19 protein-coding genes and 1 riboswitch are annotated in these 22849 nt (G+C 58.8%); of the genes, 12 read left to right on the top strand and 7 right to left on the bottom strand.

Features of this window, described 5'->3' with window-relative positions:
• Positions 1-30: 30 nt before the first annotated feature.
• From HA50_RS00300 to HA50_RS00270, 7 genes are all read right to left on the bottom strand, one after another.
• Positions 31-327, bottom strand: a complete 297-nt coding sequence (locus HA50_RS00300) for an HTH-type transcriptional regulator (RefSeq protein ID WP_084871662.1) — start codon at positions 325-327, stop codon at positions 31-33.
• A 256-nt stretch (positions 328-583) separates the two neighbouring features.
• Positions 584-4177, bottom strand: a complete 3594-nt coding sequence (gene uca / locus HA50_RS00295) for an urea carboxylase (protein ID WP_084871661.1) — start codon at positions 4175-4177, stop codon at positions 584-586.
• A 79-nt stretch (positions 4178-4256) separates the two neighbouring features.
• A complete protein-coding gene (locus HA50_RS00290) occupies positions 4257-4892 on the bottom strand; it encodes an urea amidolyase associated protein UAAP2 (RefSeq protein WP_084871660.1) in 636 nt (211 codons plus the stop codon).
• Complete coding sequence (locus HA50_RS00285) at positions 4892-5602, bottom strand: urea amidolyase associated protein UAAP1 (protein ID WP_084871659.1); 711 nt, start codon at positions 5600-5602, stop codon at positions 4892-4894. Before HA50_RS00285 ends, HA50_RS00290 begins: the two co-directional genes overlap by 1 nt.
• Positions 5603-5613: 11 nt before the next feature.
• Complete coding sequence (locus HA50_RS00280; protein ID WP_084871658.1) at positions 5614-6375, bottom strand: ABC transporter ATP-binding protein; 762 nt, start codon at positions 6373-6375, stop codon at positions 5614-5616.
• A 10-nt stretch (positions 6376-6385) separates the two neighbouring features.
• Entirely contained in the window at positions 6386-7198 is an 813-nt protein-coding gene (locus HA50_RS00275) for an ABC transporter permease (protein ID WP_084871657.1), read from the bottom strand.
• A 15-nt stretch (positions 7199-7213) separates the two neighbouring features.
• The gene (locus HA50_RS00270; RefSeq protein WP_084871656.1) at positions 7214-8272 is read right to left on the bottom strand and encodes a putative urea ABC transporter substrate-binding protein; all 1059 of its coding nucleotides are present in this window, start codon (positions 8270-8272) and stop codon (positions 7214-7216) included.
• Between the two features lie 62 nt (positions 8273-8334).
• Positions 8335-8429: riboswitch (guanidine-I (ykkC/yxkD leader) on the bottom strand.
• Positions 8430-8926: 497 nt separating this feature from the next.
• Here HA50_RS00270 and HA50_RS00265 point away from each other — a divergent pair.
• The 12 genes from HA50_RS00265 to HA50_RS00210 all read left to right on the top strand — a co-directional run bounded on the left by HA50_RS00265 (position 8927) and on the right by HA50_RS00210 (position 22844).
• Entirely contained in the window at positions 8927-9649 is a 723-nt protein-coding gene (locus HA50_RS00265; protein ID WP_084871655.1) for a FadR/GntR family transcriptional regulator, read from the top strand.
• Complete coding sequence (locus tag HA50_RS00260) at positions 9646-10641, top strand: ABC transporter ATP-binding protein (protein WP_084871654.1); 996 nt, start codon at positions 9646-9648, stop codon at positions 10639-10641. Before HA50_RS00265 ends, HA50_RS00260 begins: the two co-directional genes overlap by 4 nt.
• A complete protein-coding gene (locus tag HA50_RS00255) occupies positions 10638-11699 on the top strand; it encodes an ABC transporter ATP-binding protein (RefSeq protein WP_084871653.1) in 1062 nt (353 codons plus the stop codon). The genes HA50_RS00260 and HA50_RS00255 overlap by 4 nt, the downstream gene beginning before the upstream one ends.
• 53 nt (positions 11700-11752) lie before the next feature.
• Complete coding sequence (locus HA50_RS00250) at positions 11753-13225, top strand: ABC transporter substrate-binding protein (protein ID WP_084871652.1); 1473 nt, start codon at positions 11753-11755, stop codon at positions 13223-13225.
• 17 nt (positions 13226-13242) lie between these two features.
• Entirely contained in the window at positions 13243-14184 is a 942-nt protein-coding gene (locus tag HA50_RS00245; RefSeq protein ID WP_084871651.1) for an ABC transporter permease, read from the top strand.
• A 2-nt stretch (positions 14185-14186) separates the two neighbouring features.
• On the top strand, positions 14187-15068 hold the full coding sequence (locus HA50_RS00240) for an ABC transporter permease (protein WP_084871650.1): 882 nt from the start codon (positions 14187-14189) through the stop codon (positions 15066-15068).
• Between the two features lie 9 nt (positions 15069-15077).
• Positions 15078-16676: a gamma-glutamyltransferase family protein gene (locus HA50_RS00235; protein ID WP_084871649.1), complete on the top strand. Its 1599-nt coding sequence runs from the start codon at positions 15078-15080 to the stop codon at positions 16674-16676.
• Between the two features lie 809 nt (positions 16677-17485).
• On the top strand, positions 17486-18202 hold the full coding sequence (locus tag HA50_RS00230) for a DUF3053 domain-containing protein (protein WP_084871648.1): 717 nt from the start codon (positions 17486-17488) through the stop codon (positions 18200-18202).
• Positions 18203-18645: 443 nt separating this feature from the next.
• Positions 18646-20580, top strand: coding sequence for a PTS mannitol transporter subunit IICBA (locus tag HA50_RS00225; RefSeq protein WP_084871647.1), 1935 nt, complete (start codon positions 18646-18648; stop codon positions 20578-20580).
• Between the two features lie 92 nt (positions 20581-20672).
• A complete protein-coding gene (gene mtlD, locus HA50_RS00220) occupies positions 20673-21821 on the top strand; it encodes a mannitol-1-phosphate 5-dehydrogenase (RefSeq protein ID WP_084878250.1) in 1149 nt (382 codons plus the stop codon).
• Between the two features lie 32 nt (positions 21822-21853).
• Entirely contained in the window at positions 21854-22399 is a 546-nt protein-coding gene (gene mtlR, locus HA50_RS00215) for an MltR family transcriptional regulator (protein ID WP_208617271.1), read from the top strand.
• 82 nt (positions 22400-22481) lie between these two features.
• On the top strand, positions 22482-22844 hold the full coding sequence (locus tag HA50_RS00210) for a YibL family ribosome-associated protein (protein WP_084871645.1): 363 nt from the start codon (positions 22482-22484) through the stop codon (positions 22842-22844).
• Positions 22845-22849: the final 5 nt, after the last annotated feature.

The raw sequence follows: 22849 nt of genomic DNA, 5'->3' as shown, positions 1-22849 counted from the left end.
TGATGGCGGGTCAGAACCGAATAGTCGGTGTTACTCAAGTAATTGTCGACCCAGATAGGGATTGGCCTGCAACAGCTTCATCAATTTACGTGCCGTAGCGGAAGGGCGCGTGCGTTGCGCCTCCCAGCTTTTCACTGAAGAGACGCTCACCCCCATCACGCGGGCGAATTCATCAACCTGCATGCCGGTCATCTCTCGTAAACGCTGCGGCTCGGGAACTGACGCCTTGTGAAGGGCGATTTCAGATACAGAAGGCTGTGCATCACGTGTCAAAACAATCTGCTCAAGACTACTAAGTAACTCGACCATTGGATCTTTTATTTCCATAGAGAACTCCTTAAAACTCACTATGAATCACGTGAAAGTAGAGAGGTAAAGCGTCCGCAGACGCTGAAACCGGCCAGTTCAGGCTGCATCCCGCAACGGTTTAAGAAGAATTTTTTTGAAACCGTTACGGGACACAGCCTGGGTGCACACTGCAAAAGATGCCAGGGCAATGCAACAATTGACCGGGTTTCTAAGTATGGGTCAGAACCCCGGCTTTGCTGCCATATTCCTGATTATTTTTTAATCTTAATTATAGCTAAACAGGTTGAATCACCATAAGTAGCTGTCCTGCCTGCACTTGCTGCCCGACCTGTCGTTGCAGACTATGGATTTTTCCGCTGACTGGCGCGACGATCGGGATTTCCATCTTCATTGATTCGAGAATGCCAACTGTAGCTCCCGCTTCAATGTCACTGCCTGCTGCCACCAGCCACTGCCAGACGCTGCCTGCCACCTGGCTCTCCACGCCACAACAATCGGCCGGGATGCTGGTCTCTTCACTACTCTGCTCCGGCAGCTGGCTGTCAAAGGTAAACTGCCCCTCGGCACGCCAGCGCGCCAGTTCGCTGTCGAACGCCTGCTGACGCTGCTGCTGGAAGTGAGAAATCTCGTCGGCCTGCTGCGTCAGTAGCGCCTGATAATCGGCGAGACGGAATTCTCCCTCCTCAATCCGCAGCGGATAATCCCCCCACGGAAAACGTTCCCGAATCTGTAGCAGCTCGTCGGCGCTGACCGGATAAAATCGGATCTGGTCGAAGAAACGCAGCAGCCAGGGTTGGGTGAACACTGACGTCTGACGGTCACGGTTCCACATCTGTAGGGTACGTCCGACAAACTGATAACCGCCCGGCCCTTCCATGCCGTACACGCACAGATAGGCTCCACCGATCCCCACCGAGTTCTCCGCCGTCCAGGTACGCGCCGGATTATATTTGGTGGTCACTAAGCGATGACGTGGGTCGAGCGGTGTGGCAACCGGTGCACCGAGATAGACATCGCCCAGCCCCATCACCAGATACGCGGCGCTGAACAGAATGTCTTTCACCGCCTCAACGCTTTCCAGCCCGTTGATACGACGGATAAATTCGATATTGCTCGGACACCAGGGTGCATTGGGGCGGACAGACTGGCTGTAACGTTGAATCGCCACACGGCAGGCTTCATCATCCCAGCTGAGCGGCAGCCACAAGGTGCGTGAAGGAACAGCCGCATCTGCTAAGGTTCCCAGTAAGTTATCAGCGTGCAATATCTGCGCCAGGAGCTCACTTCTTGCACAGGTCTGCGCGTCATAATGAATCTGCAACGAGCGGATCCCAGGGGTGAGTTCCAGCTGACCCGGCAGCGGATGCGCCTCCAGCCATTGCATCAGCGCATGGACACGAAAACGCAGCGCGATATCTAACAGAAGATCGCCATATTCCACCAACAGAAAACGGTCACCGGCGGCGCGTACGCACAACGACGGCAACCCCCCGGTTGCTGCATGTTGGTGCAACACCGGATCAATCAGGGGCAGCGCTACGCTTACGTTCAGCGGCTGTGCCTGGAGTGTGGCGATCTCTGCCCGTTGCGCCTGCGCCAGTTGATCGGCACTGGTCAGATCGATCGGCACAAACTGCACTCGATCGCCCGCTTTCAGCTGGCCGAGCTTCCACAGATCGGCCTCGATCACCGTGGCCGGACAAACAAAACCGCCGAGCGACGGCCCATCCGGACCCAGGATCACCGGCATGTCGCCGGTAAAATCGACGGTGCCGAATGCGTAGGCGTTGTCATGGATATTGGAGGGATGCATCCCCGCTTCGCCGCCATCGCTACGCGCCCAGGTGGGTTTCGGCCCAATTAAGCGAATGCCGGTGCGGCTGGAGTTGTAATGCACCTGCCACTCGGCGGCGAAGAATTCGCTGATGTCGTTATCGGTAAAGAAAGTGGGCGCGCCATGCGGCCCATAAATCACCCGCAGCTGCCAGCTTCCGTTGAGTTCCGGCAGCAACGCCTCTGGCAACGCCGCCTGCGGTAACTGCGCAGGAGCGGCGAGGTGCAGCACATCCCCGGCGCGCAGCGCCCGTCCGGCATGGCCACCAAATTTGCCCAGCGTAAAGGTACTGCGGCTGCCGAGGTAGCGCGGCGTATCCAGCCCGCCCGCCAGCAGCAGGTAGCTGCGGCTGCCGTCGTGAACTTCCCCGAGCGTCAGGGTTTGCCCGGCCTCAGCGCTGATAATCTGGTTCATCGCCAACGGTTTTTGATCGAGCTGCGCCACCAGCGGTGCGCCGGTCAGCACAAAGCTACAGGCCTGATTAAAACGTAAGGTCGGGCCACGCAAGGTAATTTCCAGTCCCGCCGCCTGAGGGTCATTCCCCAGCAGTCGGTTACCCAGTTGGAAGGCGCGGCTGTCGAATGGCCCGGAGGGCGGCACGCCGACATGCCAGTAACCGGTACGGCCCGGTGCATCCTGCACCGTGGTCAGGGTGCCACCACTGATAATATCCAGCGTCGGCGGTTGCCACTGCACGCCCCCGAGGGTGGCGGTGATAATGCGTCCCTGCTGCACTGCCGCCTGAGTCAGCAAATGGCGCAGCCACAGCAGATTGGTTTCGATGCCGTACAACACCGTGGCGTCCAGCGCCTGTGCCAGCCCGGCCAGCGCCTGGTCGCGGTCCGCCCCATGCACAATCACTTTCGCCAGCATCGGATCGTAAAACGGAGAAACCTCCATGCCGCTCTCAACGCTGCTATCGACCCGCAAAGTGGTGGCTGTCAGTTCCTCAGGAAAGGCGACATGACTGAGCAGACCGGCACTCGGCTGGAACTGCTTCGCCGGATCTTCCGCATACAAACGCACCTGAATCGCATGGCCGGTTGCCACCCGCGGCAAGCTGGCGAGCGGCGGCAACGTCTGCTGTGCCAGCTCCACCATCCAGCGCACTAAATCCACGCCGTACACCATTTCGGTCACGCCGTGTTCCACCTGCAAACGGGTGTTGACTTCGAGGAACCAGAATTGCTGGCTGCCCTCGTCATAGACATATTCCACCGTCCCGGCGCTGCGATACTGCACCGCGCGTCCCAGGCGCACCGCTGTCGCCTGCAATTCGGCGCGTACCGCGTCACTCAGGCCCGGTGCCGGGGTTTCTTCCATCACTTTCTGATTACGGCGCTGCGCCGAGCAATCACGCTCGCCGAGCGCAATCACCTCACCCGCCCCATCACCAAAGATCTGTACTTCGATATGGCGCGCCCTGGCGATAAATTTCTCTAAAAAGACGCCATCGTCGGCGAAATTATTGCCTGCGAGGCGTTTTACGCGGGTAAAGGCATCGGCCAGCTGCTGCGCATCATCGCAACGCTGCATGCCAATGCCGCCACCGCCTGCGGTGCTTTTCAGCATCACCGGATAGCCGATGTCGAGTGCGGCAGCCTGTGCCTGCTCCAGCGACGTCAGCAGGCCGCTGCCGGGCAGCAGCGGGACATTATTGTCCTGCGCCAGCGCGCGGGCACGGTGCTTCAGGCCAAACGCCGCCATCTGCTGCGCATTCGGCCCAAGAAAATGCAGGCCCGCCGCCTCGCAGCGGTTCACAAATTCGGGGTTTTCACTGAGGAAACCGTAACCAGGATGCAGCGCCTGTGCGCCGCTCTGCGCGGCAATCGCCAGCAGCTTGTCCTGGTTCAGATAAGTATCGCGCACCTGGCCTTCGCCCAGCGACCAGGCTTCATCCGCCAGTCGCACATGGCGCGCGTGGCGATCGGCTTCGGCATACACCGCAATCGCCCGGATATTCATCGCCTGCAAGGTGCGGATAATACGCACCGCAATTGCGCCACGGTTGGCAATCAATACACGCTCAATCATGACTTCTACTCTCTTTCCGGCAGGTCGTCCTGCGCTGGCCTTGACGGCAAATAACGGGTCGTCCCGTTGCGTCAGGAGATCACCACACGCTGACTAAAATCGGCGTCGGGTTGTAACCGTTACAGGGGTTGTTGAGCTGCGGGCAGTTGGAGATCAGCACCAGGATGTTCATCTCTGCCACCATCTCGACATATTTACCCGGCGCAGAAATCCCATCGGCAAAGGTCAGCCCGCCTTCGTGCGTCACCGGTACGTTCATAAAAAAGTTGATGTTGTGGGTGATATCGCGGCGCGTCAGGCCATATTCAGGATGTTCCGCCACCGCCAGCATCCAGCTGTCGCGGCAGGCGTGCATATGCCGTTTCTCCAGGTCATAACGCACGGTGTTGCTCTCGGTGGCGCAGGCACCGCCGAGGGTGTCGTGGCGGCCACAGGTATCGGCGACGATGGTCAGCATTGGACGATCGTCATTGGACCGCAGCACGCTGCCCGCCGTCAGAAACACATTTTGCTGGCCGCGCAGCGTGTCAGTCATGCTGTAGCGTTCAGCGGTGTCGTCAGCGTTGAAGAACAACGTATCCGCCGCCTGATTGCCTTCCAGATCGGTGATGCGCAGCGTTGCGCCTTTTTCGATGCGGTGCAGCCAGTAATCACCGGCACCAATCTGCTGCTGAAAATGCGCCCCGGCAGGATTCAGTAAACTTTCTTTGATCATCACAATTCTCCCTGCAATTGATAAAGGGCGTTATTACGCAGGCCGCGCTGGTTCTCGGCGCGTTGCAGGCAAATCTCCGGCAGCGGCGCGCGCTGCGCATCGATCTGCAATTCCACCGGCGGTCGCGGATAATCACCGGCGGGCGTGAGCGGATGCGGGCAGGTATGCAGCAGCACCAGGGTGTCCATGGCGAAACGCAGCCGCACCTGAGCGCCAGCCGCACCCTGCTGTTCCCGTTGCAGCGTGCCGTTATCGTCGGCGCGTACCTGGGCGAAAAAGTTGATGCAGGCGGCCATATCACGCTTGCCGAGACCATATTTCGCCAGCTCCACGAGGAAACTGTCGTAGCCATTCTGATGGCGCTGATTACGCGCCTGCTGATAATCGCTGGCGCCAAACCGCGCGGCGGTTTGCGCGGCGTTCAGCGTGCCGCACACGCTCTCGTGCCAGCCGAAGCTGTCCGCTTCAATACCGCAAAAGATGCGCCCCATGTCGGAGTAGAGGCAGTGCCCGGCGGTGAGACGGAAGGTGTGCTGACACTTGAGGGTGTCCGGCGCGTTATAACGCTCCAGCAGGTTTTCCGGGTTGTAAAACAGCATGCCGACATTCGCGCCGCCCGCCACATCGGTGAGGGTCAGCGCGGTGCCGCTGCGCATCACAAACGACCAGTGCGAGCCAGCCGGTAACGTTGTTTGGTATGAGGTAGTCATGATTCTCTCCTTCAGGCGACCTGCGATGCGGCCAGCGGTGCATCAGCGGGCCGTTGCCGATCGAGCGGCAGGTCGTAGGTAATGGTTGCACCCCAGGCTTCCGGCGCGTGGGGGTCGTGGCGCAGCTTGTCGAAAACCAGCAGGCGCGAGGCGAGGCTGAAGCCCTCTTTCAGATCGTGGGTGATCATAAAGATGGTCAGGCCATGCTGCTGCCACAGCTGGGTGATCAGCTGATGCATCTCGCTGCGAATACCGGGATCGAGCGCGCCAAAGGGTTCATCCAGCAGCAGAATGCGCGGGCGCTTCATCAGTGCCTGCGCCAGCGCCAGACGCTGTTGCATCCCGCCGGACAGCTGATGCGGATATTTGCTTTGCGCATGTTCGAGTCCCACCTGCGCCAGCATCGCCTGCGCGCGCTGGCGAATCGCCTGACGTTTGCGCCCCCAGACGCGTCCCAGCCAGCGGGCAGTGCTGAACTCTTCCGCCAGCATCACGTTGCCCAGCACCGTCAGATGCGGGAACACCGAGTAGCGCTGAAACACCACGCCGCGATGGGCATCCGGTTCATCGGGGATCGGTTCACCATCCAGCAGCAGTGCGCCTTTGGTCGGGGCTTCAGTGCCGAGCAGCATATTGAGGAAGGTGGTTTTGCCGCAGCCGGAAGCGCCGACAATCGCCACAAATTCTCCCTCTTCCACGCTGATGTTCAGACGCTCCAGCACCACCTGCTGGCCATAGTGCTTCTCAAGGTTTTTCAGTTGCAGTAAGGGCATGCTGCGTTCCTTATTTGGCGTAATACCACGGCCAGCAGCGACGGCTAATCAGCCGCAGCAGCAGGTCGAGGGCAAAGGCCAGCAGGGTAATCCAGGCGACGTAAGGCAAAATCACATCCATCGCCAGATAACGACGCATCAGGAAGATGCGGTAGCCGAGACCTTCGGTGGCGACGATAGCTTCAGCGGCGATCAGGAACAGCCACGCCGAGCTAAGCGACAGGCGCACCGCATCGAACAGACGCGGCATCAGCTGTGGCAGGATCACCCGCCACAAAATCTGTGCGCTATTGCCGCCCAGCGTCTGCGCCTTCACCAGTTGCTCGCGCGGGATTTTCTCCACCTGAAGTTGCAAATCACGGGCAATCAACGGGGTGATGCCGATGACAATCAGCACCACTTTCGACACTTCACCGAGGCCAAAGCAGATAAACAGAATCGGCAGAATCGCCAGCGGCGGCACCAGCGCGAACAGGGTGACCAGCGGAGCCAGCACCGCACGCACCACCGGCAACGCGCCGGTGAACAGACCAATCGCCAGTGCCAGCATGGCGCTGATTAACACGCCGCTCAGCAGACGCATCAGGCTGGCGGCGGTGTCGGTCCATAGCAGATATTCCCCGGTACGCGGGCTGGGCTGAAACGCCATCCGGTTGATGGCGTCGCCCATGGCGTTAAACCCCGGCAGCAATTTATCCGCCGCGTTGAGGCTCAGACGCGCATCCGACGCGAACAGATACACCAGCAGCAACGCCAGCAGCGGCAGCACACCGAGCAACAGGCGGCCCATCGGCAGCGGTTGATAGTTAATCAGTTTACGCATCGGCTTTGCTCCCGCTTACAGCTGGCCTGCGGCCGCCAGTTTGGTGTAGGTATCGATAAAGCGCAGTTTGATGTTGCCCGCGTTACCCCAGTTACCCGCCGGTGTTTCCACCCCCACCACATCGGCACTCGGTGCGGCCTCACCCAGCAAGCCATGCTTGAAGGAGAACTCCGCCACCAGCTGCATCGTGGCTTTCAGCTGCGGGCTATCAACGAAATCGAGGGTGGTTTTGCCATCGCTGAACAGATGGGTAGCGGCCAGCTGCTGGTCAAAACCGGCGAGGTCGGTGCCGGATGCCTGCGCCATTTGCGTGCGTGCGGCGACGGCGGTCGCGCCCGGACCGGACATGGTTTTCAGGGTTTCATACCAGGCGCCGGTCAGCGCTTTGCCCAGCTGCGGGTATTTCTTCAGGGTGTTGGTGTTGACCACCAGCAGGTCGAGGATTTCGCCCGGAATCTGCGCCGAGGAGAAGATCAGATGGCTGTTCGGCACCTTCTTCGCTTCTGCCAGCAGTGGGTTCCAGGTGACGATGGAGTTGACGTCTGGCGTACCAAAGGCGGCCACCAGATCGGCATCGGCGGTGTTGACCACTTTGACATCTTTTTCGCTCATGCCGGATTTCTCCAGCGCACGCGCCAGCAGGTAATGGGACACCGACAGCTGCACCAGATTGATCGGTTTGCCTTTCAGCGCCGCCACACTGTCCGCGCCTTTCAGCAGAATGCCGTCGTTGCCGTTGGAGTAGTCGCCGACGATCAGCGCGGTGCTATCGACGCCGCCGGTGGCCGGAATGGTCAGCGCATCCATGTTGGTCATGGTGCAGCCGTCAAAGCCGCCTGCGGTGTATTGGTTGACCGACTCGATATAGTCGTTGACCTGCACAAACTGAATGTCGATGCCGTATTTATCGGCCCATTTTTTGACGATGCCATTCTGCTGGGCGTAATCCCACGGCATCCAGCCTGCATAAATGGACCAGCAAATCTTGAAGGAAGGTTTCGCGGCGGCAAGCGCGTTAACGCTGAACAGCGCGATGGTGCAAAGCAACAGCAAGCGAAGGCAGGCTTTGATCATGGTGGTTCCTCTGACGTTAGCGGACGAATAAAAGCAGGAGGCGGCGAGTAACGATCTCGCTTTCCTCCCGGGCTTTTATCCCGCCGTGTAACCGTCAGAGGACGGTCGGTCACTCTCGGACCAGCATCTCGCGATCGGAACCCTAGTGACCCATTGCAAATTGTCTGGCGACATCGGTTACCCGCTATCGCTCCTGCATCTGGCTAAAGTCAGGCAAAAAAAGTGCCAATATTATATAGCCATGAAAAATATGGACTTTTATAAAAAACAGGTTCTCTGGCTGTCAGGTTCTGCACAGCGGTGCAGCATCCGCGCACCAACATGACGCAGGCCCCCCAGGCCCAGGTTGATGCACCTCTCAGTTTTCACCTGGCACGAAAAAAAGTTTTACTTAACGATCATAGGGTTATTCCTGAATCCCTTTCCCCGCCGCCGAACCAATTAAATATTGGTTCGCTTCTTGCCTAAGCTGAGAACAGCCTTCGTTTAACGAACGCACAGGCTGTAGCGGCGCGATTTATCGCGCGCCTTTTAACAGAACATGCATAAACAGCGCGATAAATCGCGCCGCTACGAGTTTGTGCAGGCTGTCGGTTTATGACAGACATTAGGCTTTACGCGATTCCAACTGATGAATAAACAAGCGAACCAATCATGAGTGACACGCCAAAATCTGCCATCAACTCCAGCTCGGCGCTGGAGCAATTGCGCCAGCTGATCCAGCAGCAGGAGCACACGCCCGATCGCGCACTGCCGACCGAGCGCGAACTGGCCGAACGCTTTGGCGTGGGTCGCCGCGAAATCCGCCGCGCGCTGGATGTGCTGGAAGAAGAGGGCCGCATCTGGCGTAAACAGGGCAAAGGCACCTTTGTCGGCCCGGCCGCCCCGGTGCAGCCGCTGGTATTACAGGATTTGCCGCAGCAGTCGAACCTGCTGGAGGTGATGGAAGCGCGTCTGCAACTGGAGCCAGGGCTGGCGCGCCTCGCCGCACTGCGCGCCAGCAAAGAACAAATCGCCCTGATGAAACGCCTGATTGAACGCATGCAGGGCATTGTCGCGCCAGAAGATGGCGACCAGCACGAACTGTGGGACAGCGCCTTTCACCGCGCCATCGCCGAGGCCGCCGGAAATCGCCTGATGCTCGGCCTGTTTGAAGCTGTCGATGCGGTGCGCCGCGACCCCGGCTGGCAGCATCTGCGCGAACAGGCTCGCACCCCGGCACGCCTCAATAACTACGATAACCATCACCAGCGTCTGCTGGAGCATATCGCCAATCGCCAGCCCCATGAGGCGGCGGCAGCGATGCGTGAGCATCTGCTGGCGCTGCAACAGGCGCTGATGGAAACCCTGTATGCCAGCCACGAGGAGACGCCATGACGGCCCAACCTGTTTTATCGGTCAGCAATTTGCGCGTGCAGTTTCGCGGTTCGCCGGTCACGGTGATCGACGATATCTCCCTGACATTGCACGCCGGAGAGACTCTGGCGCTGGTCGGCGAATCCGGCTGCGGCAAAAGCATCACCTCGCTGACGCTGATGGGCCTGCAACCCGATAGCGCGCGGATTTTACAGGGCGAGATGCAGTTTGATGGCCGCGATTTGCGCGCTCTGAGCGCCGGTGACTACGCCAGCCTGCGCGGCAATCAGCTGGCGATGATTTTTCAGGAGCCGATGACCTCGCTCAACCCGGCCTTCACCCTCGGCGATCAGCTGAGCGAGGCGGTGATGCGCCATCGTAAGGTCAACCGCCGTACTGCCATGGACGCTGCACTGGCCATTCTGCAAAAAGTGCAGATTCCGGCCGCGGAAATGCGCCTGAAGGCGTACCCACATCAGCTGTCGGGCGGAATGCGCCAGCGCGTGATGATCGCCATGGCGCTGATTAACCAGCCCAAACTGCTGATCGCCGATGAACCCACCACCGCGCTCGACGTCACCATTCAGGCGCAGATCCTCGATCTGCTGAATACGCTGAAGCAGGAAACCGGCACCGCGGTACTGATGATCACCCACGATCTTGGCGTGGTAGCGGAAGTGGCGCAGCGCGTAGCGGTGATGTACGCCGGTCAGGTGGTGGAGAGCGGAACGGTGGCCGAGATTTTCAACGATCCGCAGCACCCCTACACCATCGGGCTGATGGGATCGATTCCCAGCCTGAGCGCGCGCAGCGGCGCACTGGCGACCATTCCCGGCTCGGTGCCGCTGCCGGAGAGCATGCCCGCCGGTTGCCGTTTTGCCACCCGCTGCCCGTTTGCAGAAACGCGCTGTCATCAGAACCGTCCGGCGCTGCGCGCGCTGACGCCGGAACATCAGGTGGCCTGTTTTCGCGCCCCGCTGGAACAGCACGTTACGCTGGGAGAGATCGCATGAAACCGATTTTAGAATGCTGCGATTTAAGCAAAACCTTCAATGGCCCAAATCGCCTGTTTAAACGCAACCGTGGCGTCACGGCGGTGGATCGCGTGTCACTGCAAGTGATGCCGGGGGAAACCCTGGCGATTGTCGGCGAGTCCGGCTCCGGTAAATCGACGCTCGGGCGTCTGTTGCTGCGTTTGCTGGCGGCCAGTGCCGGAGAAGTGATGTACGAAGGGGAAAGCATCACCCACGCCAGCGGCACGCGCCTCAATCAGCTGCGCCGCGAATTGCAGATTATCTTTCAGGACCCCTTCGCCTCCCTCAACCCCCGGATGACAGTGCAGCAGATTGTCGGTGAACCGCTGTGGCTGCACGACAACATGAACCGTGAAGCACGCCACGCACGGGTGGCGGAGCTGCTGCGCACCGTCGGCCTGCCCGCCGCCTGGGCAGAACGTTATCCGCACGAGTTTTCCGGTGGTCAGCGTCAGCGTATCGGCATTGCCCGTGCCCTCGCCTCGCAACCGAAGCTGCTGCTGGGGGATGAGCCGGTATCCGCGCTGGATGTTTCGGTACAGGCGCAGGTGGTGAACCTGCTGGAAAGCCTGAAGCAGCAATTTGGCCTGACGATGATCATTGTGGCGCACGGCCTGGCGGTGATTCGCCATATGAGCGACCGCGTGGCGGTGATGTACCTCGGGCAGATTGTCGAGCTGGCGACGGTGGACGAAATTTTCGATGCGCCGCTGCATCCCTATACCCAGGCACTGATCGCCTCCGCACCGCAGATGCAGCCGGGGGCCAGCCGCACCATTCCGATGTTGCAGGGCGATCTGCCCAATCCAGCCAATCCTCCCACTGGCTGCCGTTTTCACACCCGCTGCCCGTGGGCGACCGCCGAATGCCGCCAGTTTGAACCCATCAACCAGGTGCTGAGCGGTGGACGACAAATTGCCTGTCACCGCTGGCAGGAGATTAACCGTGACCGTAGCGCGATTGTGATTGCGCCGCCGTCTGCCGCCTTTTTACGTCGCCGCGCGCTGTTTGAGCAGGCGGTCAATCAGCAAGCTTAACCCTCTGGAGATTAGCCGTGAAGAAAGCGTTATTAACTGCCCTTAGTGGTTTGATGTTGCTGGGTGCCAGCGCGCATAGCCACGCCGAAAGCGTGATTCGCATCGGACTGGGTGCCGACCCGGACATGCTCGATCCCCATCTGGCGCGCACCTACTATGGCCGCTTTGTGTTTGCTGCCATGTGTGATCGGCTGGTCGATGTCGATGAGAACCTGAAAGTGGTGCCGGGCCTCGCCACCGACTGGGCATGGAGTGATGACGGCAAAACGCTGACCATGAATCTGCGCAGTGGCGTCACCTTCCACGACGGTGAAAAATTCGATGCTAACGCGGTGAAATTCAATATCGAACGCGCGCTGACGCTGCCGGGTTCACTGCGCAAAAGCGAAATCTCCTCGATTCAGAGCGTGGAAGTCAGTGGGCCGATGCAGGTGAAATTCCACCTGAAAACCCCGGATGCAGCGCTGCTCAGCCAGCTGACCGACCGCGCGGGCGCGATGCTGGCTCCTGAAGCAGCGAAGAAGCCTGATTTCGCCACCCATCCGGTGTGCTCCGGCCCGTATCAGTTCGAAAGCCGTGTGCAGCAGGACCGCATCGTCCTGAAACGCTTTGATAATTACTGGAACAAAGGTGCCTACCATTTCGACAAAGTGATTTTCCTGCCGATCCCGGATGCCTCGGTACGCCTCGCCAACCTGCGCGCCGGTGACCTCGATCTCACCGAAGGCGTCGCCGCCAGCGATGTGAAAACCGTTGAAGGCGACAGCAAACTGGCGCTGGCGAAAGTCACCGGCCTCGGTTATCAGGGCATCACCTTCAACATCAACAACGGCAAAGTCGATGCCAATAGCCCGCTGAAAGATCCGCGTGTGCGTGAAGCCTTCTCGCTGGCCATCGACCGCGATGCGCTGAATCAGGTGGCGTTTGAAGGCCTGTATACCCCGGCTAATCAGGCTTTTTCTCCGGTCAGCGCGTATCACGTCAATATCCCAACCCCGGCGCGCGATGTGGAGAAAGCCAAAGCGTTGCTGAAGGCCGCTGGCGTCACCACACCCCTCAACGTGACGCTGCTGGTCACCAACAACCCCACCGCGCAGCAGGTTGGCCAGGTGATTCAGGCGATGGTGAGCGAGGCCGGTTTCAACCTCAATCTGCAAATGAGCGAATTCGCCACCCTGCTGGATCGCCAGCAACGCGGTGATTACCAGCTCAGCCTGTCAGGCTGGTCCGGTCGTCCCGATCCGGATGGCAGCATTTACTCGTTTATCAACAGCAAAGGCACGCTGAACGATGGCCGCTACAGCAATCCGCAGGTGGATGAGTGGCTGAACGCCGCACGTCTGACCAACGATCAGGCGCAGCGTCAGGCGCTGTACAACAAGGTGGTGAACCAGCTGCAAACCGATATGCCGATTGCTTACCTCTACTTTGAGCCACGCATCTTTGGCATGACGAAAAAATTGCAGGGCTTTAAAGCCTGGCCGGACGGGCTGGTACGCCTGGCTGGCGTGAGCATGGCGCAGTAAACCGCTAAGGAGCGATGATGCTGGAATTGATTGTTAAACGGCTGCTGCTGGCCATTCCCACCCTGTTGCTGGTGAGCATTATGGTGTTTGCGCTGCAAAAGCTGCTGCCAGGCGACCCGGTGCTGGCGATGGCCGGTGAGGAGCGCGATCCGGCGGTCATCGCTCAGTTGCGTGCCGAGTACCATCTCGACGACCCGATCCCAACGCAATATTTCGCGTGGATTGGCAGCGCGCTGAAGGGCGACCTCGGCATGTCGTTGCGTACCAAAGAGCCGGTGACGGCGTTAATTGCCAGCAAACTGCCGGTCACGCTGGAGCTGTCACTGCTGGCGATGCTGATTGCGCTGGTGATCGGCATCAGCATGGGGATTATCGCGGCGGTACGCAAAGATAGCTGGGTCGATCACACCACCAACTTTGTCGCGCTATCGGGCATCTCGGTGCCGCATTTCTGGCTGGGGATTCTGCTGATCCTGCTGTTTTCGGTGCATCTGCAATGGCTACCGGCGTCAGGTTTTGTGCCGGTCAGCGAAGATATGGCGCAGAACCTGAAAACCCTGCTGCTACCGGCGCTGGTGCTGGGCACCGGCCTCGCCGCCACCCTGATGCGCCATACCCGCGCCTCGATGATTGCGGTGCTGAAAGCGGATTACATCCGCACCGCACGCGCCAAAGGCCTGCTGGCGCCGAAAGTGGTGCTGAAACACGCCTTCCGCAATGCGCTGATGCCGATCGTCACCCTGACAACGCTGCTGTTTGGCGAACTGCTGGGCGGCGCGGTGCTGACCGAGCAGGTTTTTACCCTGCCCGGCTTCGGCAAGATGATTGTCGATGCGGTGTTTAACCGTGATTACGCCGTGGTGCAGGGCGTGGTGCTGGTGGTTGCCATCGGGTTTCTGCTGCTCAACCTGCTGGCCGACGTGCTCTATCTGTTAATCAACCCGAAAATGCGAGGCTAACCATGAGCGAGGTCTTAACCGCAGGCGCAGTGCCTGCCGTAGCAAAGCCGAATCGCCGGGTGCTGAAGAAGTTTTTGCGCAATAAAAGCGCGCTGATTGGCGCGGTGATTGTGGTGCTGTTTGTCGCGGTGGCGCTGCTGGCCCCGTGGCTGGCCCCCTTAGATCCCATCAAAGCCAACTTTCTGGCGGTACGCAAAGCGCCATCGGCGCTGTTCTGGTTCGGCACTGACGAACTGGGACGCGATATTCTGTCGCGTCTGATTTGGGGCGCGCGTACTTCGCTGCTGGCAGGCTGCATTTCGGTGATGATCGCCATCCTGATTGGCGTGCCGCTTGGGCTGATTGCCGGTTACTGGCAGGGCTGGTGCGACGGCATTATTTCACGCTTTATCGAGGCACTGCTCGCCTGCCCGTTTCTGATTCTGGCGATTGCGCTCGGGGCGTTTCTCGGCCCGAGCCTGTCGAATGCGATGATTGCGATTGGCCTGTCAGCGATGCCGATTTTCGCCCGTCTGACGCGCGGCCAGGTGATCGCCATTCGTCACGAAGAGTATATCGATGGCGCTCGCGCAATTGGCCTGCCGGACCGCTGGATCATCCTGCGTTACGTGCTGCCGAATGTGCTGTCGCCAATTCTGGTGCAGGCCACGCTGGCGATTGCGTCGGCGATTATCACCGAAGCCAGCCTGTCGTTTCTCGGCCTCGGCCAGCAACCCCCTTCGCCCTCGTGGGGCGCGATGCTGAATACCGCAAAAGGTTACCTGGAACAGGCACCGTGGATGTCGATTTTCCCCGGCCTGGCCATTTTTCTCACCGTGCAGGGCTTTAACCTGCTGGGCGACGGACTGCGCGACGCGCTCGATCCGCGCAATGACTCACATTAAGGAAAGGTTATGAGTGATTTGGATTACAACGTCAGTTACGCCTCCCACCGTGTCCCAATGATGGGACGCAACGCCGTCGCCACCTCGCAGCCGCTGGCAGCGCAGGCCGGTATCCGCATGTTGCAGCTGGGCGGCAACGCCGTCGATGCAGCGATTGCCAGCGCCATGGCGCTGACGGTGCTGGAGCCGACCGGCAACGGCCTCGGCAGCGATGCGTTCGCCATTATCTGGGATGGCAAAGAATTGCACGGCCTGAATGCTTCCGGTCGCGCCCCGGCGGCGTGGAACCCGGAACGCTTTGCCGGGCAGCAAACCATGCCAGAAATCGGCTGGGAGGCGGTCACCGTACCGGGCGCAGTGTCGGCCTGGGTGGCGCTGGCGGAACGCTTTGGCACCCTGCCGCTTACCACGCTGGCGCAACCGGCGATTGAGTACGCACGCGACGGCTTCCCGGTATCGCCGCTGATTGGTCAGCTGTGGCAGCGCGGCTACAACAAACTGAAAGATCAGCCCGGCTTCAGCGCCTGCTTTGCACCGGAAGGTCGCCCACCGCGTGCCGGTGAGTTGTTCCGCAATCCGGCGCAGGCCGCCACCTTGCAGAAAATCGCTGAAACCAACGGTGAAGCCTTCTATCGTGGCGAACTGGCGCAGCAAATGGCCGCCTTCGCCGCCGAGCACGGCGCGGCGCTGACGCTGGAAGATCTCAACCATCATCGCGCCGATTGGGTGCAACTGCTGTCGCATCCGTTTGCCGGTGGTTCGGTACAGGAGCTGCCGCCAAACGGCCAGGGCATCGCTACCCTGATCGCCCTCGGCATTCTGGAACATTGGGATATTGGCAGCTACACGCCGGACAGCGTGCCGTGGCTGCACTTATCGATTGAAGCGATGAAGCTGGCGCTGGTGGATCTGGACCGTTACATCACCGATGAAGATCACCTGGAATTCCCGGCGGATTTGCTGCTGAGCGACAGCTACCTGAAACAGCGCGCCGCGCTGATCGACCCGGATAAAGCGGGAGATTTTACCTTCGGCTCACCACAGCAGAGCGGCACCGTGTATCTCTCGACTGCCGATGCCAGCGGCATGATGGTGTCATTTATTCAGTCCAACTTTATGGGCTTCGGTTCCGGCGTGGTGGTGCCTGATACCGGCATCAGCCTGCAAAACCGTGGTGCAGGTTTTTCACTCGATCCTGCGCATCCAAATGTGGTTGCCGGGGGCAAACGTCCGTTCCACACCATCATCCCGGCGTTTGCGCTGGATGGTGACGGCCAGCCACTGATGTCATTCGGCGTGATGGGCGGCCCGATGCAGGCGCAGGGACATTTGCAGATGGCGCTACGCATTATGCTGCACAAACAGAACCCGCAGGCCGCGATTGATGCCCCACGCTGGCGTGTGGTGCAGGGCCGCGAGGTGATTGTTGAAGCAGGCATGGATCGCAATGTCCTCGCCGCACTGCGCGCGATGGGCCACAAGATTGCGGTAGAAGATCCCTTACAGGGTTATAACTTCGGTGGTGCGCAGGTGATTGCGCGCGACCCGCAGGGGTTTTATATCGCAGCGACTGAAAGTCGCAAGGATGGGCAGGCGCTAGTTTATTAATGCGCTGCTGGCAGCGGGTTGGGTCCGCAGAGGTTTAGCCCTCCAGGCAGTGGTTTGATTCTGAGAAGGTTCCGCCCGCCAGGCTTTAGGCAGTTTCAGGGCCGCCGTGCAGGCGGACGGGCAAAGGTGCGATGGCGCGCACCTTTGCAATCCGCGCCATGCGGCGTCCTCGCGCAGCGCTTCGCGCTGTCCCCTCGCTTATCACTCAGGCCTGACGGACCGCGCGGATTCGCCGTCCTGGCTCATGCCGCGCTCTCGTCGCATCCATGCGACTCGTCCTGGCCTTCCCTCTGCACTCGGCGCTGCGAATGCCGCCCACACCTCCGTCTGCAAGACCGAAGAACAAAAGAACAAACAGCAAAAGAAAAACCAAAGACCGTCATCGCGGTTGCAGCGGGGGTGTTAGCGCCATCCGAACTCGCTGAGCGCGGGAACGATTCCAGGATGAGCCGCAAGGATGCGGCGAAAGGCGGCGTTGAGCAGGAGCGAATCGACGCCGGTCCGTCGGAAGCGTGAGTAAGCGAAGGGACCGCGAAGCGGCGAGGCAGGCGGCGCAGGGCCGGGGAATGCAAAGGGGACGGCCAGGTCCCCTTTGCTCGGTCGCCGCACAGGCGAACTGCAACTGCCAGTGCCGGTAGCGAACGAAATCACTCCGAAACAAACAAAACCACGCTATGGCGAACATAAAGATAAAGGCGTTTTAAACGCACTACAACGCGCCCGTTGTACACCCCAACCCATTGTTCTATCCTTTAGGACCTTTCTCACCGAATTGAAATCAGCCATTGAGTGACTTACAGGAGTTGAATATGGCGTCAGGAATTTCCCGCATCTGGATGCGTAGCGGCATGTTGATGATTACATTGCTTGCCGTGCTGCAACTTACCGCCTGCGGCGACAAAGAAGGCGATCAACGCAAAGCCTTTACTGATTTTCTCCAGAACACCGTGATGCGCAGCGGCGAGCATCTGCCCAGCCTGAGCGAAAACCAGAAACAAACCTTCGGTAACTATGCCAGCGATTACGCCATCCTTTATGGCTTCTCTCAGCAGGTCAATCAGGCGGTTGAACAGGGCATGCGCCCGGTCGTTGATGAACTGGCCGCGATTCGCGTACCGCAGGATTACCTGACGCGCCGTGACACCCTGCGCCAGGCCAGCGGCAATCTGGGTGTGCTGACCCAGCAGATTCAGGCCGCCAAAATGCAGGCTGACAGCAGCCACGCCACTCTGAAACAGCCGGACGACCTGAAAAAAGTGTATGACAGCGTCTTCACCAAAGTGGTGACGCAACCCGCCAGCACCCTGATGCCACTGCTGCCGCAATTGCAGGCGCTGAGCCAGGCCGCAGTCCAGACCGGTGACTACCTGCAATCGCAAGGTACGCGTGTCACCTTTAATAATGGCGGCGTGCAGTTCCCCACCCAGGATCAGGCAACACAGTACAACGCGCTGATGACTACCCTCTCCAGCAATGCCCAGGCGCTGACCCAGGCACAGAATGCCGTGCAGAGCGGTTTTCAGTAAAACGTCAGGCGGGTAATCATGGATTACCCGCTTTTCAGACTTTTGTCACTTCCTTACATTCCCCTTTTCTGCTCTACCCCACTCCCGGCATTGTGTGATCTGGCGCATTTTCGACCATAAATTGTTTGTGATCATCATCACATTTATGAAACAAACCACACCCATCAAAAAGTGATTATCGTCACATTTATCACCCTGATTTGGTTAAATATTCGGCATCGTACTTTTCTTACACTGCCTTTTTGTGATCAATGTCACTAAATACCACCCTGCACACCCCAAATAAGCGTGATCTAAATCACACTTATCCCGTGCGCTACGCAGCGTCATAAACTAGTGCTAGAGTCCGCCTGCATACAGTAATGCCACGGCCCCCGCCGTAACGTCTTAACAAAAACAAACGCGCTCTCTTATTGCGGCGCGTCTCAATAAGGGGTGGGTTTATGTCCTCATCAGTGAAGGTCAAAGTTCAAAGCTTTGGTCGCTTTCTGAGTAATATGGTGATGCCTAACATCGGTGCGTTTATCGCCTGGGGTATCATCACTGCACTGTTCATTCCAACCGGTTGGATCCCCAACGCGACGCTGGCGAAACTCGTCGGCCCGATGATCACCTATCTGCTGCCATTGCTGATTGGTTTCACCGGTGGTCGTCTGGTGGGTGGCGACCGTGGCGGTGTGGTCGGCGCAATCACCACCATGGGTGTGATTGTCGGTGCCGATATGCCGATGTTCCTCGGCTCGATGATTGCTGGTCCGCTGGGCGGCTGGGCGATCAAACATTTTGACCGTGCCGTTGATGGCAAAATCAAAAGCGGCTTCGAGATGCTGGTTAACAACTTCTCTGCCGGTATCATCGGTATGCTGCTGGCACTGCTGGCGTTTATCGGTATCGGTCCTTTGGTTGAAGGCCTGTCCCATATTCTCGCCGCAGGTGTGAATCTGATGGTGCAGAACAACCTGCTGCCGCTGACCTCCATCTTTGTTGAACCGGCGAAAATCCTGTTCCTCAACAACGCCATTAACCACGGTATCTTCTCTCCGCTGGGCATCCAGCAGGCGAGCGAAGTGGGCAAATCCATTTTCTTCCTGATCGAAGCCAACCCAGGCCCAGGTATGGGTGTGCTGGTGGCGTATATGATTTTTGGTCGCGGTAGCGCCAAACAATCAGCCGGTGGTGCAGCGATCATCCACTTCCTCGGCGGTATCCACGAAATTTACTTCCCGTATGTGCTGATGGCACCGCGCCTGCTGCTGGCGGTGATCCTCGGTGGTATGACTGGCGTGTTCACCCTGACCGTGCTGCACGGCGGCCTGGTGTCTCCGGCTTCTCCGGGTTCAATCCTCGCCGTGCTGGCCATGACGCCGAAAGGCACTTACTTCGCTAACATCACCGCCATCATTGCGGCGTTTGCTGTCTCCTTCGTTGTCTCTTCTATCCTGCTGAAAACCAGCAAAGTGAAAGAAGAAGATGATATCGAAGCCGCCACCAAACGTATGCAGGACATGAAAGCGCAGTCCAAAGGCCAGAGCGTGGCGGGTGCACCGGTTGCCGGTGACGCGATGAGCGTTGACCTGAACCACGTACGCAAAATCATTGTGGCTTGTGATGCCGGTATGGGTTCCAGCGCCATGGGTGCAGGCGTGCTGCGTAAGAAAGTGCAGGATGCCGGTCTGAGCAATATTTCGGTGACCAACAGTGCCATCAACGCCCTGCCGGGTGATGTGGACCTGGTGATTACCCACCGCGATCTGACTGAGCGTGCTATGCGCCAGGCACCGCAGGCTCAGCACATTTCGCTGAACAACTTCCTCGACAGCGCGTTGTACACCAACCTGACCGAGCGTCTGGTGGCGGCAAATCGCAGCGAAGCGCATCGCGAAACTGTGCAGACCACCCTCGCCGACAGCTATGACGACGGCAGCGCGCATCTGTTCAAACTGGGTGCCAACAACGTGTTCCTCGGCCTGAGCGCCAGCAACAAAGAGCAGGCGATTCGCTTTGCCGGTGAGCAACTGGTGAAAGGCGGCTACGTGCAGCCGGAATACGTCGATGCCATGCTGGAGCGTGAAAAACTGACTCCGACCTACCTTGGTGAGTCGATTGCAGTACCGCACGGCACGGTGGAAGCCAAAGACCGCGTGTTGAAAACGGGCGTGGTATTCTGCCAGTATCCGGCGGGTGTGCAGTTTGGCGAAGAAGCGGACGAAGTGGCGCGCCTGGTGATTGGTATTGCAGCACGCAATAACGAACACATCCAGGTGATCACCAGCCTGACCAACGCGCTGGACGACGAAAGCGTGATTGAGAAGCTGGCGAATACCACCAGCGTACAGGATGTGCTGGATCTGCTGTCTGGCAGCAAAACCACCGCCTGATAGATAACTACTTTTCCCTGGGGCGGGCATGCCCGTCCCCACGTTCCGGGGCGGACATGCCCGCCCCATCGTCATTTGATATGGGTCAAATTATGAAAGCGTTACATTTCGGAGCAGGTAACATTGGCCGTGGTTTTATCGGTAAGCTGCTGGCTGATGCCGGTATCGAGCTGGTATTCGCGGATGTCAATCAGGTAGTGCTCGATGCCCTTAACGCCCGTCATGAGTATCCGGTTCATGTGGTTGGCGAGCAGGCGAAAGTCGAGATGGTGAAAGGTGTGAGTGCGGTGAGCAGCGCCAGCGAGGATATCGTTACGCTGATTGCTGAGGTTGATATCGTTACCACGGCGGTTGGTCCGCAAATTCTGGAGCGCATCGCCGGTGGCGTCGCCAAAGGGCTGGCCAAACGCAGCGACAACGGTAATGTCCGTCCGCTGAATATTATTGCCTGTGAAAACATGGTGCGCGGCACCAGCCAGCTGAAACAGCATGTGCTGAAAGCGCTGCCGGAGCAGTATCACGCCTGGGTTGAACAGCATGTTGGCTTTGTGGATTCCGCAGTAGACCGCATCGTGCCGCCGTCAGAAGCCGGCAGCAATGACCCGCTGGAAGTCACAGTTGAAACCTTCAGCGAGTGGATCGTCGATAAAACCCAGTTCAAAGGCGAACTGCCGAATATTCCGGGCATGGAACTGACCGATAACCTGATGGCGTTTGTCGAGCGTAAGCTGTTCACCCTGAACACCGGTCACGCGATTACCGCCTATCTCGGCCAGCTGGCTGGTCACGCCACCATCCGCGATGCCATCCTTGACCAGAAAATCCGTGCCGTGGTGCAGGGCGCGATGGAAGAAAGCGGTGCGGTGCTGATCAAGCGTTATGGCTTTGATGCGGATAAACACGCCGCCTACATCCAGAAAATCCTCAGCCGTTTTGAAAACCCGTACCTGAAAGATGACGTTGAGCGCGTGGGCCGTCAGCCGCTGCGTAAACTCAGCGCGGGCGATCGTCTGATCAAACCAACGCTGGGCACGCTGGAATATCAGCTGCCGCATGCCAACCTGGTGCAGGGGATTGCCGCCGCGATGCATTACCGCAGTGCGCAGGACCCGCAGGCCCAGGAGCTGGAAGCGCTGCTGGCGGAAAAAGGCCCGCAGGCAACCCTGGCACAAATTTCCGGGCTGGATGCCAACAGTGAAGTCGTCACCTCAGTGGTGAGTGCTTACAACGCTATGGCATAATGCGCGCCACGCAACACGGCGGTATCTGAACGATGCAGGCAATAATGGAAGAGAAGCAAGCTTTTGAAAACCGGGTGCTTGAGCGCCTGAACGCCGGACGTTCGGTGAGAAGCTTTCTGATCGCCGCCGTTGAGCTGTTGACCGAAGCGGTTAACCTGCTGGTTTTGCAGGTTTTCCGCAAGGATGATTACGCCGTGAAATACGCCGTCGAACCGTTGCTGCTCGGCAATGGTCCGCTTGGCGAGATGTCTGTCCGCCTGAAACTGATTTACGGCCTCGGCGTGATCAATCGTCATGAATATGAAGATTGTGAATTGTTGCTGGCACTGCGCGAAGAGTTAAACCACGACACCAACGAGTATCGTTTTACCGATGACGAGATTCTCGGCCCTTTTCGCGAACTGCACTGCGTCGTCGCCTGGCCGCCCCAACCCGATTTCACCCGTGATGACGAAGAACTGCGCGCCATGCAGCAGCAGCGTTATTTACAGATGGTACGCTCCACCATGGTGTTGTCCCTCACCGAGCTGATTTCCCGCATTTCCCATAAGCAGGCGTTTAAGAAGCCAGCGGTTTGAGGTATTCACCGCGCGATAAATCGCGCAACAGCCGTGTCGTTATGGTGTATCCTTTCCCTGTTTTCCTTAACGAGTTTTCCCGATGAAAGAACAAGAAAAAGCTGAGATCAAACGCCTTAGCGATCAGCTGGATGCCCTGAACCGCAAAGAACCACAGCTGCTGGAAGCGGGTGATGCCGAGAAACTCGGCGCGCTGCTGAAAGAGAAAGAAGCACTGGTGGTAGAGATTGAACGCCTGCGCGGTGTCCGTGACGAGAAGCTGAGCAAAGAAGCGCAGCAGCTACAAAAACTGGCGTTCAGCCGTGAGATCACCAAAAAAGAACAGGCTAATTTGGGTGCGCTGAAGAAAAGCGTGCGCGGCCTGGTGGTGGTGCACCCAATGACCGCGCTCGGACGCGAGATGGGACTGAAAGTGATGACCGGCTACGCGAAGCAGCCGTTCTGATACGC

This window comes from Pantoea cypripedii, from assembly GCF_002095535.1.
GTDB classification, from domain to species: Bacteria; Pseudomonadota; Gammaproteobacteria; order Enterobacterales; family Enterobacteriaceae; genus Pantoea; species Pantoea cypripedii.
The sequence above is the reverse complement of the archived record's forward strand: the minus strand, read 5'-3'. Positions and strand labels throughout refer to the sequence as shown.

Bases quoted from the DNA above. Each gene is read 5' to 3' on its own strand.
- mtlD (WP_084878250.1), top strand. From the start codon at position 20,673: ATGAAAGCGTTACATTTCGGAGCAGGTAACATTGGCCGTGGTTTTATC.
- HA50_RS00245 (WP_084871651.1), top strand. From the start codon at position 13,243: ATGCTGGAATTGATTGTTAAACGGCTGCTGCTGGCCATTCCCACCCTG.
- HA50_RS00250 (WP_084871652.1), top strand. From the start codon at position 11,753: ATGTTGCTGGGTGCCAGCGCGCATAGCCACGCCGAAAGCGTGATTCGC.
- HA50_RS00265 (WP_084871655.1), top strand. From the start codon at position 8,927: ATGAGTGACACGCCAAAATCTGCCATCAACTCCAGCTCGGCGCTGGAG.
- mtlR (WP_208617271.1), top strand. From the start codon at position 21,854: ATGCAGGCAATAATGGAAGAGAAGCAAGCTTTTGAAAACCGGGTGCTT.
- HA50_RS00235 (WP_084871649.1), top strand. From the start codon at position 15,078: ATGAGTGATTTGGATTACAACGTCAGTTACGCCTCCCACCGTGTCCCA.
- HA50_RS00255 (WP_084871653.1), top strand. From the start codon at position 10,638: ATGAAACCGATTTTAGAATGCTGCGATTTAAGCAAAACCTTCAATGGC.
- HA50_RS00270 (WP_084871656.1), bottom strand. From the start codon at position 8,272: ATGATCAAAGCCTGCCTTCGCTTGCTGTTGCTTTGCACCATCGCGCTG.
- HA50_RS00210 (WP_084871645.1), top strand. From the start codon at position 22,482: ATGAAAGAACAAGAAAAAGCTGAGATCAAACGCCTTAGCGATCAGCTG.
- HA50_RS00240 (WP_084871650.1), top strand. From the start codon at position 14,187: ATGAGCGAGGTCTTAACCGCAGGCGCAGTGCCTGCCGTAGCAAAGCCG.
- HA50_RS00300 (WP_084871662.1), bottom strand. From the start codon at position 327: ATGGAAATAAAAGATCCAATGGTCGAGTTACTTAGTAGTCTTGAGCAG.
- HA50_RS00280 (WP_084871658.1), bottom strand. From the start codon at position 6,375: ATGCCCTTACTGCAACTGAAAAACCTTGAGAAGCACTATGGCCAGCAG.
- uca (WP_084871661.1), bottom strand. From the start codon at position 4,177: ATGATTGAGCGTGTATTGATTGCCAACCGTGGCGCAATTGCGGTGCGT.
- HA50_RS00285 (WP_084871659.1), bottom strand. From the start codon at position 5,602: ATGACTACCTCATACCAAACAACGTTACCGGCTGGCTCGCACTGGTCG.
- HA50_RS00275 (WP_084871657.1), bottom strand. From the start codon at position 7,198: ATGCGTAAACTGATTAACTATCAACCGCTGCCGATGGGCCGCCTGTTG.
- HA50_RS00230 (WP_084871648.1), top strand. From the start codon at position 17,486: ATGGCGTCAGGAATTTCCCGCATCTGGATGCGTAGCGGCATGTTGATG.
- HA50_RS00260 (WP_084871654.1), top strand. From the start codon at position 9,646: ATGACGGCCCAACCTGTTTTATCGGTCAGCAATTTGCGCGTGCAGTTT.
- HA50_RS00225 (WP_084871647.1), top strand. From the start codon at position 18,646: ATGTCCTCATCAGTGAAGGTCAAAGTTCAAAGCTTTGGTCGCTTTCTG.
- HA50_RS00290 (WP_084871660.1), bottom strand. From the start codon at position 4,892: ATGATCAAAGAAAGTTTACTGAATCCTGCCGGGGCGCATTTTCAGCAG.